The sequence below is a fragment of the Streptomyces sp. CB02980 genome (genome assembly GCF_014451325.2).
Classification (GTDB): Bacteria; Actinomycetota; Actinomycetes; order Streptomycetales; family Streptomycetaceae; genus Streptomyces.
In genome coordinates this window covers 37503-52425 of record NZ_JACSCH020000028.1, presented here as the reverse complement: position 1 = coordinate 52425, position 14923 = coordinate 37503, and the positions used below count along the sequence as shown (strand labels likewise).

At 73.4% G+C, this 14923-nt stretch carries 12 protein-coding genes; 7 read left to right on the top strand and 5 right to left on the bottom strand.

The window, feature by feature from the left end:
• Positions 1-13 precede the first annotated feature (13 nt).
• Positions 14-1078 carry a substrate-binding domain-containing protein gene (locus E0F75_RS37325; RefSeq protein ID WP_229315428.1) on the top strand — a complete coding sequence of 355 codons (1065 nt, stop codon included), beginning with the start codon at positions 14-16 and terminating at the stop codon, positions 1076-1078.
• 34 nt (positions 1079-1112) lie between these two features.
• Here the strand turns inward: E0F75_RS37325 and E0F75_RS40525 are convergent, their stop codons facing one another.
• The 3 genes from E0F75_RS40525 to E0F75_RS37310 form a co-directional block, all read right to left on the bottom strand.
• A complete protein-coding gene (locus E0F75_RS40525) occupies positions 1113-3206 on the bottom strand; it encodes a SpoIIE family protein phosphatase (protein WP_308189644.1) in 2094 nt (697 codons plus the stop codon).
• Positions 3207-3379: 173 nt separating this feature from the next.
• Positions 3380-4957, bottom strand: a complete 1578-nt coding sequence (locus E0F75_RS37315) for a glycerol-3-phosphate dehydrogenase/oxidase (RefSeq protein WP_229315426.1) — start codon at positions 4955-4957, stop codon at positions 3380-3382.
• Positions 4954-5553, bottom strand: coding sequence for a TetR/AcrR family transcriptional regulator (locus tag E0F75_RS37310; protein WP_229315425.1), 600 nt, complete (start codon positions 5551-5553; stop codon positions 4954-4956). Before E0F75_RS37310 ends, E0F75_RS37315 begins: the two co-directional genes overlap by 4 nt.
• Positions 5554-5628: 75 nt before the next feature.
• Between E0F75_RS37310 and E0F75_RS37305 the strand changes: the two genes are divergently transcribed.
• Together E0F75_RS37305 and E0F75_RS37300 are read left to right on the top strand one after the other, a co-directional pair.
• Complete coding sequence (locus E0F75_RS37305; RefSeq protein WP_229315424.1) at positions 5629-7224, top strand: FAD-binding oxidoreductase; 1596 nt, start codon at positions 5629-5631, stop codon at positions 7222-7224.
• 31 nt (positions 7225-7255) lie between these two features.
• Positions 7256-8137, top strand: a complete 882-nt coding sequence (locus E0F75_RS37300; RefSeq protein ID WP_229315423.1) for a diacylglycerol kinase family protein — start codon at positions 7256-7258, stop codon at positions 8135-8137.
• 181 nt (positions 8138-8318) lie between these two features.
• On the opposite strand, the gene E0F75_RS37295 is transcribed toward E0F75_RS37300, so the two are convergent.
• A complete protein-coding gene (locus E0F75_RS37295; RefSeq protein ID WP_229315422.1) occupies positions 8319-8858 on the bottom strand; it encodes a MarR family winged helix-turn-helix transcriptional regulator in 540 nt (179 codons plus the stop codon).
• Between the two features lie 155 nt (positions 8859-9013).
• The gene (locus E0F75_RS37290) at positions 9014-10378 is read right to left on the bottom strand and encodes an MFS transporter (RefSeq protein WP_229315421.1); all 1365 of its coding nucleotides are present in this window, start codon (positions 10376-10378) and stop codon (positions 9014-9016) included.
• Between the two features lie 292 nt (positions 10379-10670).
• Between E0F75_RS37290 and E0F75_RS37285 the strand changes: the two genes are divergently transcribed.
• The 4 genes from E0F75_RS37285 (at position 10671) to E0F75_RS37270 (ending at position 14923) form a co-directional block, all read left to right on the top strand.
• Complete coding sequence (locus tag E0F75_RS37285; protein WP_229315420.1) at positions 10671-12155, top strand: aldehyde dehydrogenase; 1485 nt, start codon at positions 10671-10673, stop codon at positions 12153-12155.
• Positions 12156-12381: 226 nt separating this feature from the next.
• Positions 12382-13326, top strand: coding sequence for a VOC family protein (locus E0F75_RS37280; protein WP_229315419.1), 945 nt, complete (start codon positions 12382-12384; stop codon positions 13324-13326).
• Complete coding sequence (locus E0F75_RS37275; protein WP_229315418.1) at positions 13323-14120, top strand: aspartate dehydrogenase domain-containing protein; 798 nt, start codon at positions 13323-13325, stop codon at positions 14118-14120. The genes E0F75_RS37280 and E0F75_RS37275 overlap by 4 nt, the downstream gene beginning before the upstream one ends.
• Positions 14117-14923, top strand: coding sequence for an alpha/beta fold hydrolase (locus tag E0F75_RS37270; RefSeq protein WP_229315417.1), 807 nt, complete (start codon positions 14117-14119; stop codon positions 14921-14923). Before E0F75_RS37275 ends, E0F75_RS37270 begins: the two co-directional genes overlap by 4 nt.

The following is a 14923-nucleotide window of genomic DNA, read 5'->3' as shown; positions in this document are numbered from 1 at the left end:
GGGGAGCGGGGAAGTGCACGCGGAACACAGGCATCAGGCGATCCTGCGCAGGCTGCGCGAAGAGGGCTCCCTCCGGGTCAGCGACTTCGCCGCCGAGCTGGGGGTCTCCCCGGTCACGATCCGCCGCGACGTGGAGATCCTCGCCGACCGCGGCCTGGTCGCCCGGGTGCACGGCGGCGCCATGCTGCCCGAGACCTGGGCGGAGACCGCACCCGCCGACGCGGACCCCGCCGCACCGGCCCGCGGCCGGGAGCGCGTCATCGGCCTGATCGTGCCGTCCGCCGACTACTACTACCCCGAGGTGATCAAGGGCGCGCGTGAGGCCGCCGCCGCCCGGAACGCCCGGCTGGTGCTCGACATCTCGGGGTACGACGCGGACGAGGAACGCGCGCAGGCCGAAAGGATGATCGGCGACGGCGTCGACGGGCTGCTTGTCGTTCCGACCGGGCCGCGCGGCTGGTACGAGCACCTGCCCGTCCCCGTCGTGATCGTGGAGCGCCGGCCCGAGTCGGACGAGATGGCCGGCATCGACCACGTCGTGTCCGACCACGTCCACGGCGCGCGCCTGGCCGTGCGGCACCTCGCGGAGGCCGGCCGCACGCGCCTCGCGCTGCTCGTACGCGGCACGAGTCCGACCGCACAGTGGATCATCGAGGGCTTCGAGGCGGGCGTACGCGCGGCCGGGCTCGAAGCCCCTCTTCCGGCGTCCGTCCTGGACACCGGTGACGCGGGCCCCGGGAGCCCGGAGTACGACGACCCGGTCGACGAGCTGCTGGACGCCGTGGCGGCCGGCCGTGTCGACGCGGTCGTCGCCCACCCCGACAACCACGCGCTCGCGCTGCTGAGGAGGCTGCGCGCGCGATCCGTCCAGGTCCCCGGCGACGTCGCGATCGTGGCGTACGACGACGAGGTGGCGGGACTCGCCGACATCCCGCTCAGTGCCATCGCGCCGGCGAAGCACGAAGTCGGCGCGTCCGCCGTGGAGTTGCTGGTGCGCAGGATCGAGCAGCCGGACGCTCCGCGGCACCGGCTCTTCGTCCTTCCACGACTGCGGGTGCGCTCGTCCAGCGGCGGCTGAGCGGAGCCGGCCGCGCCAGGGGGTGTCGTGCCGATCAGACCGGGACACCCCCGGGGCCTTCACGCCGGATCCGGGCGAGCACGATCACGGCGTCGTCGGTGGGCGCATCGGGCAGCAGCCGTGCCAGCACGCCGTCCGCCGTCTCCTCCAACGTGCCGGTCGCGCCTTCGAGTTGCGACCGCAGTGCGGCCATTCCCGCATCGATGTCGACGCCGCGCGCCTCGACGAGACCGTCCGTGTACAGGGCGAGCGTGTCGCCGTCGTGGAGCTCGATCTCGGTCGTACGGAAGGGCACGCCGCCGACGCCCAGCGGCACCCCCAGCACCTCGTCGACCGACTCGACCCTGCCGCCCGCCCGGCGGAGCAGCGGCGGCAGATGACCCGCGTTCGCGATGCGGGCCAGGCCCGTCGCCGGGTCGTAGCGGATGTAGAGGCACGTGGCGTACGCGATGCCCGCGTCCTGGGCACAGGCGTCGAGCTCCTCCAGGAGACTGTCGGGTGCCAGGTTCTGGCGGGCCAGCGCCTTGGCGGTGATGCGCAGCCGCCCCATCGCCGCCGCCGCGGGCACGCCGTGTCCCATCACGTCGCCGACCACCAGGGCCACCCGGCCGCCGGGCAGATCGATCACGTCGTACCAGTCGCCGCCGACCTCGGTGGCCTGGCTGCCCGGCAGGTAGCGATGGGCGACGCGCACGGCCGGGCTGCTCGCCAGGGCGGTGGGCAGCAGCGCGCGCTGGAGGGTGAGCGCGATGTCCTGGACCCGGCTGTAGAGCCGCGCGTTGTCCAGGCACAGCGCGGCGCGCGAGGCGAGCTCGCCCGCCAGGCTGAGGTCGTCCTCGGTGAAGTCGGGACGGCTGCCGGAGCGGCCGAACATGGTGATGCCCTGCACCGTGCCCCGCGCGATGAGCGGGGCGATGAGCAGCGACGTCAGTCCGCTGTCGATCAGGAGCTGGGCGCGGGCCTGGTGGATGACCGTGCGGGTCATGAAGTCGGCGTTCACGGGGACGCAGACGGGACGGCCCGTCGTCAGGGCCTGGTGGATGCTCGAGCCGGGCGGATAGGTCACGCGCTCCAGGCCGCCGACCAGTTCGGGGGCGGGCGGCGGCAGACAGGTCTCGGCCGCGATCCGGCGGGTGAGCAGCACCGCATCAGGGTCGAACACCTCGCGTTCGTCCTTCCACTCCACGACCTCCACCACGGAGGCGTCGCAGAAGTCGGGAACGAATGCCTCGACCAGCTCGCGGGCGGTGACGTTCACATCCAGCGTGGTGCCGATGCGGGCCGCGGCCCGGTCGAGGAGTGCAAGACGCCGTCTGCCGGCGGCCGCCTCCACGAGGGCCTGCTCACGGTCGGTGACGTCCACGAGGAGACCGCCCACGCCCGCCCGTGAGCCGACGGCCCGACTGAGCGGGAAGAAGCTCACGGAGCGCACCTGCTCCCGGTCGGGGCGGCCCGGCGTACGCAGCACGACCAGCGTGCTCACGACGGGCCGGCCCTCGTCGGCGACGGCCCGGAGCATGCGCTGGTACTCACCCCCGTCGGACGTGATCATGAACTCGGCCATGGTCCGGCCGATGTGGTCCTCGATCGGGGTCCCGTCCATGTCGGCCAGGGCCTGGTTGAGGTGGACGTACCGAAGGTTCTCGTCGAGCATCACCAGGCCGATCGGGCACGTCGCGAACAGCGCGTCGAGAAAGGCGAGGTTGGTCTTCACCCGGTCGAGCCCGGCACTCTCGCTCGCAAGACCCAGGATGACGGAGCGGCCACCGGCGCCGGTCACCGGGAAGACGCGGAAACCGCAGTCGAAGACCCTGCCGTCGCGGTGCAGCGTCGGCACACGTGTCCGCCAGTACCCCAACGCACGACCGCGCTCCGCGAGGCGCTCCGCCGCACCGGCCCCGTCGAGGGGAGCGGCGGGAAAGAGGACGGCGGCCGGCCGGGACAGCACGTCCGCGGCCCCGTGGCCGAAGAGCCGCTGCGCACCGGGCCCCCAGTAGCAGATCCGGCCGTCCTCGTCGATGCCGAGCACGGCCACGGCCACGTGCTCGAGGAGTGTCCCGGGCTCCGACCAGAGAGGCCCGGGAGCCTGTTCGTCTCCCGGCCGACCCCCCGGTCGAGGCGAGGACACACGGCCCCCTTTCCGGGCACGGACGGACGGCGGGCGCGCTGCTCACCGACGGAGCGGGACTCTCACGTCAATTCTGCCCGCGCTCGCCGGATCGGACATCACGGAGACCCTCGGACCGGGAAAAGGTGCCGCAGGACTCCGCCACGCCGCATTCACGTCGACGTCACCGCACGTCACCGCACCTGGACCGACTGCGCCAGGGCGTTCCGGGCCGCTTCCTCGGCCGCGGCGCGGTCCTCCGGGACCAGGCCGATGCGGGTGCGGCGGTCGAGGAGGTCGGAGGTGTCGAGGGCGCCTTCGTGGCGGACGGCCCACACCAGCTCGGCGCCCGTGACCGGGTGGCCGGGGACGACGGGACGGGCGAGCGCGGGGTCTTCGAGGCCGAGCGCGTGCACGGCGGGTGCCTCGGAGCCGTAGCGGTACACGAGCCGGGCCGGGACGTCGAGCCCGGCGAGGATCTGCGGCCGGGCGGCGCCGACGAGGGGGACGGACGCGGTACGGCACGGCCCGGCGGTCAGGTCGCCGGCGGTCACGACGGCGTCGACGGCGTCCTGGGCCATGCGGCGGTACGTGGTCAGCTTGCCGCCGACGACGGTGACGACGCCGGAGGGAGAGGTCAGCACGGCGTGCTTGCGTGAGATGTCGGCGGTGCGGCCCGACGCGTCCCGCGTGTCGAGCAGGGGCCGCAGCCCGGCGAAGGCCCCGACCACGTCGGCACGGTGGACGGTGACGTCGAGTGCGGAGCCGAGGACGTCGAGGAGGAAGCCGATGTCGGTCTCCGGGACCTCGGGCACGTCGGGGATGTCGCCGTCGACGGGTTCGTCGGTGAGGCCGACGTACACGCGTCCGTCGCCCTGGGGCAGCACCAGGACGAAGCGGTTCGTCTCGCCGGGGATCGGGATGTGCAGGCCCGCGGAGAGCCGGCCGAGGTCCTCGGAGCGCAGGACGAGATGGGTGCCGCGCGAAGGCCGCAGGCGTACGTCGTCGACGAGGCCGCCCGCCCAGACGCCGGCCGCGTTGATGACCGTACGTGCGCGGATCCGCAGCTCCTGGCCGGTGGTCTCGTCGCGGACCAGCGCACCGTCGCGGTGGAGCTCCAGGGCCCGGGTGCGGGTGAGGACGCGGGCGCCGTAGGCCGCCGCCGTGCGGGCGATCGCGGTCACCAGGCGGGCGTCGTCGGAGAGCCGGCCGTCCCAGGAGAGCAGCCCGCCGCGCAGCCCGGTGGGGCGGAGGGCCGGGGCGAGATGCCGGGTCTCGACCGCGGAGAGCGTGCGCGGCTGGGGCAGCGTGCTCCGCGAGGTGCGGGCGCCGACGCGCAGCAGGTCGCCCGCGAGGAATCCGGCGCGGGCGAGGGCGGCCTGGCCACGGCTGACGAGCGGGGTGAGGGGAAGCACGAAGGGCTGCGCGCGGACGAGGTGGGGGGCGGTGCGCTCCATGAGGATGCCGCGCTCGACCGCGCTCTCGTGGGCGACGTCGAGCTGTCCGGACGCGAGGTAGCGCAGTCCGCCGTGGATCAGCTTGGAGCTCCATCGGGACGTGCCGAAGGCGAGGTCGTGGGCGTCGATCGCGGCGACGGTGAGCCCGCGGGTGGCCGCGTCGAGCGCGGCTCCGGCGCCGGTGGCACCCAGCCCGACGACCAGGACGTCGACCACGCTGTCGGCAGCGCCGTCGGCGAGTCGGTCCAGTTCGCGCAGGCGCCGCGGGGCGTTGAGGGAGGAGCCGGGCAGGGCGGGGCTGCTCGTGGGGTTCATGGGGCGATGGTCCTCTCCAGCAGGGTGCGCAGCTCGTCGAGGAAGGCGGCTTCGCTCAGGTCGGGATCGGTGTCGTCGGTCATCGTGCGCAGCGAGAGCGTGAAGGACTGGACGACGAGCAGCAGGGACCGGGCCTGCAGCTCCGCCCGGACGCGGCGTACGGAGCCGTCCTCGTGGCCGTCCTCGAGCGCCGTGTGGAGGAGCCCGAGCAGGGCGTCCTGGCTGGCGCCCCGGCGGTCGAGGATGTACGGCAGCAGCAGCTCGGGGTCGACGTCGATGATCTTGTGGAAGAGCGGGTGGGCCCGGAACGCCGCGGCTCCCGCGACGAGCCCCTCGACGATCCGCTCCCGCTCGGGCCGGTCCTCGTCGGAGGGCGGCATGGCCCCGGCGGCGACGGCGATCCACTCACGGGTCATCAGGTCGCCCACCAGGCTGCGCACATCGGGCCAGCGCCGGTAGATCGTCATCCGGGACACGCCCGCGCGCCGGGCGATGTCGGTGAGGGTGGTTCGCCGTACGCCGACGGCGAGCACACAGTCGCGTGCGGCGTCGAGCACGGGATCTGTGTCTTCATGGTTGTGACGAATGGGCGTCATCTGTCACAGTGTAATGCCAGCGTCGGCCGAGTGGCAGCGCCTTCCGTGAAACAGACCGTTAGGAACCCTTTCGAAGTGGACATGTTGTGGAGCGGTTGGGGCGACCCGGCCAAGGCGGCACCCCTGCCCGACTCGGTCACCGGCCTGCTGCGTGACCTGCTCGGCGTCACCCCGCGCGAGACCGGCCCCGCCGCCCTCGCCGACATCGAACCGCCCGCCCCGGCGCTGCCCGACGAGGCCCGCGCCGCGCTGCGGAAGGCCGTCGGTGCGCCCGGCTCCCTGCGGGAGGACGCCGAGAGCCGCATCCGGCACACCCGCGGGAAGTCGACCCCCGACCTGCTGCGCATCCGCGCCGGCGAGGTCGACGACATCCCCGCCGCCGTCGTGCTGCCGGGCGACCACGACGAGGTCCTCGCCGTGCTGCGTGCCTGCGCCGAACACGGCGTCGCCGCCGTACCGTTCGGCGGTGGCACCTCCGTCGTCGGCGGCCTCGCGCCCACCACGAAGCGGCCGTTCGTCGCACTCGACCTGCGGCGGCTCGACCGGCTGCTCGCCGTCGACGAGGTGTCCCGCACCGCGACACTGCAGCCCGGTCTGCGCGGCCCGCAGTGCGAGGCGCTGCTCAACGAGCGGGGCTGGACCCTCGGACACTTCCCGCAGTCCTTCGAATGGGCGACCGTCGGCGGCTTCGCCGCGGCCCGCTCCAGCGGGCAGGCGTCGGCCGGATACGGCCGCTTCGACGACATGGTCCTCGGCCTGACGGTCGCCACCCCCGAAGGCACCCTGGAGACCGGGCGGGCCCCGCGCTCGGCGGCCGGCCCCGACCTGCGCCAGCTGATCCTCGGCTCCGAGGGCGCCCTCGGAGTGATCACTGCGGTGACCGTGCGCATCCGTCCGCTCCCGCCGAAGCGGGTCTACGAGGGCTGGCGCTTCGCCTCCTTCGAGGCCGGCACGGCGGCACTGCGCCGACTGGCCCAGGACGGCCCCCGGCCCACGGTCCTGCGGCTGTCGGACGAGTCGGAGACCTTCATCGGTCTCGCGCAGCCGGACGCCATCGGCAGCACCGAACTCCCGCAGAACCCGGGCTGCATGGCCATCGTCGGCTACGAGGGCACCGAGGAGGAGACGATGGCCCGCCGCGCCGTCGCCCGCGAGGTCCTCCTCGCCTGCGAGGGCGAGCTCATCGGCGAGGAGCCCGGCGACAAGTGGGAGCACGGCCGGTACAACGCGCCCTACCTGCGGGACGCGCTCCTCGACGCCGGCGCGTTCGCCGAGACGCTGGAGACCGCGGCCTTCTGGTCCGCGATCCCCGGCCTCTACACGGCCGTGCGGGACGCGCTGACGAGCACGCTCACCGAGGCCGGCACGCCGCCGCTCGTCATGTGCCACATCTCGCACACGTACGAGAACGGCGCCTCCCTGTACTTCACCGTCGTCTCCGCACAGGGGGAGGACGCCGTCGCGCACTGGGAACCGGTGAAGCGGGCGGCCAACGACGCGATCCTGGCCGCGGGCGGCACCATCAGCCACCACCACGGCGTCGGCACCGACCACCGCGACTGGTACGCCCGGGAGATCGGCCCCCTCGGCATCCGCATGCTGCAGGCCGTCAAGGCCGAGGTCGACCCCTCCGGTGTGCTCAGTCCCGGAGTCCTCATCCCCGTCCGCTGAACCCTACTTCTGCCGCCCGGAGGCCAGATCCATGCGACAGTTCACCGCCGTCGTCAACCCCACCGCAGGGGGTTCCAGCGGCACGGCGGGTCTGCTCCCGCTGGCCCGTCTGCTGCGGGAGGCGGGTGCCAGTCTCGACACCGTCTACAGCCGCAGCCTGGAGCACGCCAGAGAGCTCGCCCAGGACGCCGGAGCAAGGGGGCACGTCGTGCTCGCCGTCGGCGGTGACGGCATGGCCGGCTGCGTCGGAGGTGCGCTCAGCGGCACGGACACGGTCTTCGGCCTCGTCCCGGCGGGGCGCGGCAACGACTTCGCCCGTGCCCTGGGCCTGCCCACGGACGCTCCACGGCTCGTCGAGATACTGCTCAACGGCGAGCCGCGGGCCGTCGACACGATCGAGGTGGAGTCCGCCGTGCACGCGCGGACCTGCGTCCTCGGCAGTGTGTACGCGGGCGTCGACGCGGTGGCCAACCGCCACGCCAACGCCTCCCGCGTACTGCGCGGCGCGGCCTCGTACTACGCGGGCGGCCTGCGCGCGGTCCTCGCCTGGAAGCCCGCCGCGTACCGCGTCACCATCGACGGGGTGCGGCACGAGCGGACCGGCTACACCGTGGTCGTGGCGAACTCGGGCTTCTACGGGTTCGGGAGGAACGTCGCACCGGGCGCGCGGATCGACGACGGGCTGCTCGACGTCGTGGTCATCAAGCAGGCGCCCAAGCGCCTCTTCTTCGCCATGATGAACGAGCTGAAGACGGGCGTGCACGTGAACCGGCCCGAGGTCGAGATCCTGCGCGGCAAGGAGGTCCGGCTCGAAGCCGACCGGCCTCTCCCGTACGGCGCGGACGGCGAGGTCGACGCGGTCCTGCCGGTGACCCTCAGGGTGCGGCCCGCCGCTCTGAACGTCCTGGCCTGACCGGGACGTCTCCGGCCCCCGGGCCCGGCGGACCGGGTGCCCGGAGAGAGCGACGCCTCCTCCGGGCACCCGGCTCGGCGCTTGTTCCCTTCCGTACGCATGTGATCGCTCCGCACGCCGGAAGTGGCGAGGGGACGGACGAGGGGGCCCGTCACCTTCGCGGTCTCCCGGTCCCTGCCCGCTACGCCGTGGTGTCGGTCGGCTCCTCGTCGGAGGCGACGATCGACACCTCCAGCTTGCGCAGCAGTCGAGCGAGCTGGCGGTGTTCGGAGGGCGACAGGCCCCCGAGCATCCGCCGCTCGTTGTCGAGGTGCTCGGCGAACACCACGTCCACCGTCGCGAGACCCTTGTCGGTGAGGCGGGAGTAGACGACCCGCCGGTCGTCGTCGTCCCGCTCCCGGACGATGAGGCCGTCCTTCTCCAGGCGGTCGATCCGCAGCGTCACCCCCGCCGACGACACGAGGCCCGAGTCGGCGAGCTGCCCCGCGGTCAGCCGGTGGGGGTGCCCCGCGCGCCGCAGCGCGGTGAGGACGTCGAAGCCCGCCACGGACAGGCCGTGGCGTTCGATCGAAGCGGTGAGCCGGGTGTTGTAGCGCAGGTAGGAGCGGTGGAGCCGGGCGAGGACCTCCAGCGGGCCGGTGTCCAGCTCGGGCCTCTCCCGCGCCCAGTCCTCGATCACGCGCGCGACGGCGTCACGGTCCGACGGCCTCGATGCAGCCATGCTCTTCCCCTTGTCCTGCGTCGTCCCCCGACTTCTCACAGCACTGAGAATCTTAGTCCTGAGGTGAAAAGGCGCGGGCGCCCGCTCTGCGCAGGGCGCCCGCTCTCCGTGCCGGGTACCCGTTCCGTCGCGGGCCCCGCTCCTTCCCGGCCGTCTCAGGCGTTGAGCTCCTCCAGGGTCCTGCCCTTGGTCTCGACGGCGAAGCAGGCGATCGCGGCACCCACGGCCGCCACCACGGCGAGCTGCGCGAAGACGAGGGCCAGGCTGCCGCCCGCGCCGATGATCGCGCCGACGGTCACGGGGCCGAGGATGACGCCCAGCCGGTTCCACACACCGCCGAACGCGGCGCCCTTGGCCCGGTTGGACGTGGGGTAGAGCTCGGGGGAGTACAGGTAGAGCCCGGCGTTGATCGCGTAGAGGAAGAAGGTCGTACAGGAGGCGAAGACCGCCACCTGGCCACCCGAGGTCGCGCCCGCAAGGGCGAGCACGCCGAGCGAGAGCACGGTGCCGACGAGCGCGCCCACCAGGGCGGGCCTGCGGCCGACGCGGTCGATCAGGAGGGCGACGACGAACGTGCCGAGCAGGCCGGTCACATTGCTGAGCAGGCTGTAGACGAGGGCGGTGGTCAGGTCCAGGCCGAAGGTCTTCGTGTAGAGCGAGGGCAGCCAGGTGGAGATGCCGTGGTTGACGTAGTAGGCCACGAACCACAGACCCGACACGACCACGGTCCGCCGGAGGTAGCGTCCCCGGAACAGATCGCCCAGGCGGCCGCCGGCCGGCTCGTCGGCCAGGTCCGCGGCGGGGGCGGGCAGTGCTTCGGGGGTGGAGCGGGCGACCTCCGCCTCGATGCGGGCGATGACCTCCTCCGCCTCCCGGACGCGTCCACGGGACAGCAGCCAGCGCGGGGACTCGGCGACCTGGCGGGGGAGCGCGGCGGCGAGCAGCACCGGGAGGGTGCCGATGACGAACATCGCGCGCCAGCCGAAGTGGGGGACCACCCACACGGCCACCAGGGTGGCCGCCGCGAGGCCGGCCGGGAAGATCATCTCGTACAGCAGGACGAACCGGCCGCGCTTGTCGGAGCGGGCGATCTCGTTGATGTACGTGGCGGCGACGGGTACGACCCCGCCGATGCCGAGGCCCTGGACGAACCGGAAGAGCGAGAAGGTCTCGATGCTGCCGGAGAACGCGACGGCGAGGCTGGCGAGGCCGGTGATGCCGACTCCCAGGGCGACGGTGCGGACGCGGCCGATCCGGTCGCCGAGCCAGCCGGCCGCCACGGCGCCGAGCAGCATCCCGATGGAGGCGGCCGTCACGGCGAGGGTGGCCTGTCCGGTGGTGAGGTGCCACTCCTTCATCAGCACGGGCAGCGCGGACGCGGCGAGGAGCTGGTCGAACGCCTCGAAGAAGGTGACGGCGCCGATCAGGAACCGGACCTTGACGTGCCACCGGGAGTGCGGAAGTCGTTCAAGTCGCGCGGCTACGGAGCCGAGGGCCTGCTTACCGGCCACAGTCGTCATGGAGGGGGTCCTTCCGCGGGCAGGGGAGTTGCCGAGACAGTAGGGGTCCTTATCTAAGCGGTCAATGGTTAAGCGCCTAGAGATCTCCGTCTCGCGGGCCCGGTAGTCATCATCGGCTTCGCGAAGGGCGTGCTCAAGGCCGATTCGGCAACGATCTCGACTCGGGGGCTTGTCGAGAATTAGTTAAGCGCTTAGATTTCAAGCACTTCGACGATTCCGGTCCCGGGATCGAGCCGGACTCCGTCCGTGCCATGAGCCAACTCCCCTTCCGCCCCTGCCCGGAGGTCCACCCGTGCCGCTCCTTCCCACCGACATCCTGATCGCGGGCCAGTGGCGACGCGGTGCGGGCGAGCCCGTCGACACCGTCGACCCGGCGACCGGACGCGTCCTCGCCACCGTGCACTCCGCCTCCGCCGCCGAGGTCGGCGAGGCGGCCGAGGCGGCGGCGCGGGCGGTGGCGGACCCTGCCTGGCGGGACCTGCTCGCCCATGAGCGTGCCCGCCTCCTGCACCGGATCGCCGAGCTGACCGAAGAGGCCGCCCCCGAGCTCGCCGCCGTACAGACCGCCGACACCGGCAAGACCCTCACCGAGACCCGGGCCCTCGCACTCAGCGCGGCGGGCACCTTCCGGTACATGGCCGCAGCCCTGGAGACGGCCGAGGACGCCGTCACGCCGTCCCGCGGCCCGTACGTCACCATGAGCGTCCACGAACCGATCGGCGTGGTCGGCGCGATCAACCCCTGGAACTCCCCGGTCGCCAGCGACGCGCAGAAGATCGCCCCCGCACTCGCCGCGGGCAACGCCGTCCTCCTCAAGCCCGCCGCGTGGACCCCCCTGGTCTCCCTCGCCCTCGGGCGGCTGATCACCCGGGCACTCGACGAGTTCGGCCTGCCCACCGCCCTCCTCTCGGTCCTGCCCGGCAGCGGTCGGATCGTCGGCGACGCCCTCGTTCGCCACCCCCTCGTCGCCCGGATCGGATTCACCGGAGGCACCGAGACGGGCCGGTCCATCGCCGCGATCGCCGGCGAGAAGCTGGTCCCCGCCTCGCTGGAGCTCGGCGGCAAGTCGCCGACGATCGTGCGCGCCGACGCCGACATCGAGCAGGCGCTGGCCGGGGTGCTGTTCGGGATCTTCTCGTCCAGCGGCCAGTCCTGCATCGCCGGCTCGCGGCTCTTCGTGGCACGCGAGATCTACGACACCTTCGTCGGCGAGCTCGTCGAGCGGGTCCGCACGCTGCGCGTCGGCCCCGGCACCGACCCCTCCACCCAGGTCGGCCCCCTGGTCCACCACCGCCACCGCGACGCGGTCGCCGCCTACGTCGACCTCGCCCGCTCCGAAGGCGCGCGCGTGCTCTGCGGGGGGTCGGCGCCCACGGGGGAGCGGTACCAGGACGGCGCCTACTACCTCCCGACCGTCCTCGACGGTCTGGCCAACACCTCCCGCACCTGCCGGGAGGAGATCTTCGGCCCGGTCCTCGTCGCCCTGCCCTACGACGACGAGGACGACCTCGTCCGCCAGGCCAACGACTCCGTCTACGGTCTCGCCTGCGGCATCTGGACCCGTGACCTGCGCGCCGCCTGGCGGATCGCGCGCCGGATCGAGGCCGGCACCGTCTGGATCAACACGTACAAGCAGTTCAGCGCCGCCACCCCGTTCAGCGGATGGAAGGACAGCGGCCTCGGCACGGAGAAGGGCCGGGACGCGATCCGCGCCTACCAGCGACAGAAGTCCCTGTACTGGGGCACCGCCGACACCCCCCTTCCCTGGGCCGGCTGACCCGCCACGCCGCCCGGGCCGACCGCCCGGGCCGACCGTCCGGGCCGACCGTCCGGGCCCACCGCCCGAGCCGACCGCCCGAGCCGACCGCCCGAGCCGACCGCCCGGGCCGACCGCCCGAGCCGACCGCCCGAGCCGGCCGTCCGGGCCCGATCGCCCGAGCCGACCGTCCGGGCCCGCCCGCCGAGCCCACCGTCCGGGCCCGCCCGCCCGACTGGAGAGACCCATGCAACCGTCACCGTCCGGCCCGATCGCCCGGCTCCGCTCCCTGCGGTACGTCGAGCTGCACACGCCCGCCTTCACCGAGGCCGCCGACTTCTACGAGGAGGTCTGGGGGCTCGAGACCGTCGAGTCCGACAGCGGCGCGCGGTGGCTGCGCGGCACCGGCGACGAGCACCACGTCCTGCACCTGACCGAACGCGAGCGCGTGGGTCTCGGCCGGCTCGCCTTCGCCGTCGCCACCCCCGCCGAGGTCGACGAGGCCGCCCGGCGCCTCGAAGCACGGGGCATCGTCCCCGTCTTCGGCCCCGGCCCCCTCGACCAGGCAGGCGGCGGACACGGCCTGCGGTTCACCGACCCCGAAGGCCGCCTCGTCGAGATCAGCGCCCATGTCGATGCGGTCGTCCCGCGCGGACGGGACGGCGCCGTGCCCGTCGGGGTCACCCACGCCGTGCTCAACACCGTCGACATCGACGCCGCCGTCGCCTTCTACCGCGAGGTGCTCGGACTGCGCGTCTCCGACTGGTCCGAGCACCAGATGGCCTTCCTGCGCTGCAACGCCGACCACCACTGCATCGCCTTCAACCAGGCCGAGTGGACCTCGCTCAACCACGTGGCGTACGAGATGAGCTCGGTCGACCACTTCATGCGCGGCCTCGGCCGGCTCCGCCACCACGGCATCACCCCCCAGTGGGGACCAGGCCGCCACGGCCCCGGCAACAACACCTTCTCCTACTTCACCGACCCGTCCGGGCTCGTCTGCGAGTACACATCCGAGGTCGCGCAGATCGTCGAGGACACCTGGATCGCCCGCGTGTGGCGACGGGTCCCGGAGCTCTCCGACCTGTGGGGCACGGCCGGCCCGCCGTCGAAGGAGATCCGCTGCCACATGGCGGGCTCGCCGGACCCCGGCCCGCTCGCCCCCGTCGACGCCAGGAAGGACAACGCATGAGCACCGTACGCAAGGTCGGAGTCGTCGGCTGGGGGGCGATCGGCCGGATCGTCGGCACCGCGCTCGCCGACGGGCAGGTGGACGGCGCCGAGCTGGTGTGCGTCGTCGACAACCGTCCGCTCGGCGACGCGGCGCCCGCCCCCCAGGTCCCCTTCGAGGAGGCGCTGGAGCTCTGCGACCTGATCGTGGAGGCCGCCGGCCAGGGAGTCGTACGGGAGTGGGGCGAGCGCGTGCTCGCCTCCGGCACCGACCTGCTCGTCGCCTCCAGCGGCGCGATGACCGACGAGGAGCTCGCGAAGCGACTGCTCGCGGCGGGACCCGGCCGGGTGTACTTCACCGGCGGCGCCGTCGGCGGACTCGATCTGCTCCAGGCCGCCCGCTCGCTCGGACCCCTCGACGAAGTCCGGCTGACCACCACCAAACTGCCCTCGACCCTCGAACAGCCCTGGATGGACGAGGAGTTGCTCGCCAGGATGCGGACGGCGACCGGCCCGGTCGAGGTCATGACCGGCACCGCCCGCGAGGTCCCGGCGAAGTTCCCCAAGTCGACGAACGTGGCCGCCTCGGTCGCGCTGGCCGTCGGCGACCTGGACGCTGTGCGGGTCCGGGTCGTCGCCGATCCCGCGGCACACCACACGCGCCATGTGATCGAGGCGTCCGGCGCGCACGGGGCGTACCGCTTCGAGGTCGCGCACCTGCCCGACCCGGGCAACCCGGCCACCAGCCAGGTGGTGCCGTACGCCGTCCTGCGGAGCCTCGCCGCGCTCGCCGGGCGGACGGGCCAGATCCTGTGAGCGCCGACGTCCTCGCCCCGGCCGCCACGGACGTCCACGTCGAGGAGGCCGGCGAGCACGGACCCGTCCTCCTGTGCCTGCACGGCATCGGCTCCTCGTCGGTGGCCTTCGCCCCCCAGCTCGCCGAACTCTCCGCGTACGCACGGGTCGTCGCCTGGGACGCCCCCGGGTACGCCCGGTCGCCCGACCCCGAAGTCCCCCTCACCCTCGACGACTTCGCGGACACGGCGGCCCGGCTGATCCGGGAGCGCGGCGGCAGCGCCCATGTGCTCGGCGTCTCCTGGGGCGGCGTGATCGCCCTGCGGCTCGCCGCCCGCCACCCGGACCTCGTCGCCTCGGTGATCGTGGCCGACTCCAGCCCCGGCTCGGGCACGGACGAGACGAAGGCGGCGGGCATGCGGGCCCGCGCCACCGAACTCGCCGAACTCGGCCCGCGCGCCTTCGCCGAGACCCGCGGACCACGCCTGGTGTCTCCGGGCGCCCCGGCCGCACTGGTCCGCCGGATCGTCGACACCATGGCCGCCTCGGTACGGCTCCCGGGCTACGGGTACGCCGCCGAGTCCATGGCCTCGGCAGACCTGCGCGCCGAACTCCCCACGGTCGCCGCGCCCTCGCTCGTCCTCTGCGGCGACCAGGACCGGGTCACCGGGGTCGAGGGCAGTCAGGCCATCGCCGGGGCCCTCCACAAGACCGCCTTCGTGATCGTCAAGGACGCCGGTCACCTGGCCAACCAGGAGCAGCCCGGGCGCTTCAACGCCTGGGTCCTCTCCCACCTCCGCATCACCGCACGCATCCCCGAATAG

Bases quoted from the DNA above. Each gene is read 5' to 3' on its own strand.
- E0F75_RS37295 (WP_229315422.1), bottom strand. From the start codon at position 8,858: ATGGCTGCATCGAGGCCGTCGGACCGTGACGCCGTCGCGCGCGTGATC.
- E0F75_RS37290 (WP_229315421.1), bottom strand. From the start codon at position 10,378: ATGACGACTGTGGCCGGTAAGCAGGCCCTCGGCTCCGTAGCCGCGCGA.
- E0F75_RS37280 (WP_229315419.1), top strand. From the start codon at position 12,382: ATGCAACCGTCACCGTCCGGCCCGATCGCCCGGCTCCGCTCCCTGCGG.
- E0F75_RS37315 (WP_229315426.1), bottom strand. From the start codon at position 4,957: ATGAACCCCACGAGCAGCCCCGCCCTGCCCGGCTCCTCCCTCAACGCC.
- E0F75_RS37275 (WP_229315418.1), top strand. From the start codon at position 13,323: ATGAGCACCGTACGCAAGGTCGGAGTCGTCGGCTGGGGGGCGATCGGC.
- E0F75_RS37310 (WP_229315425.1), bottom strand. From the start codon at position 5,553: ATGACGCCCATTCGTCACAACCATGAAGACACAGATCCCGTGCTCGAC.
- E0F75_RS37300 (WP_229315423.1), top strand. From the start codon at position 7,256: ATGCGACAGTTCACCGCCGTCGTCAACCCCACCGCAGGGGGTTCCAGC.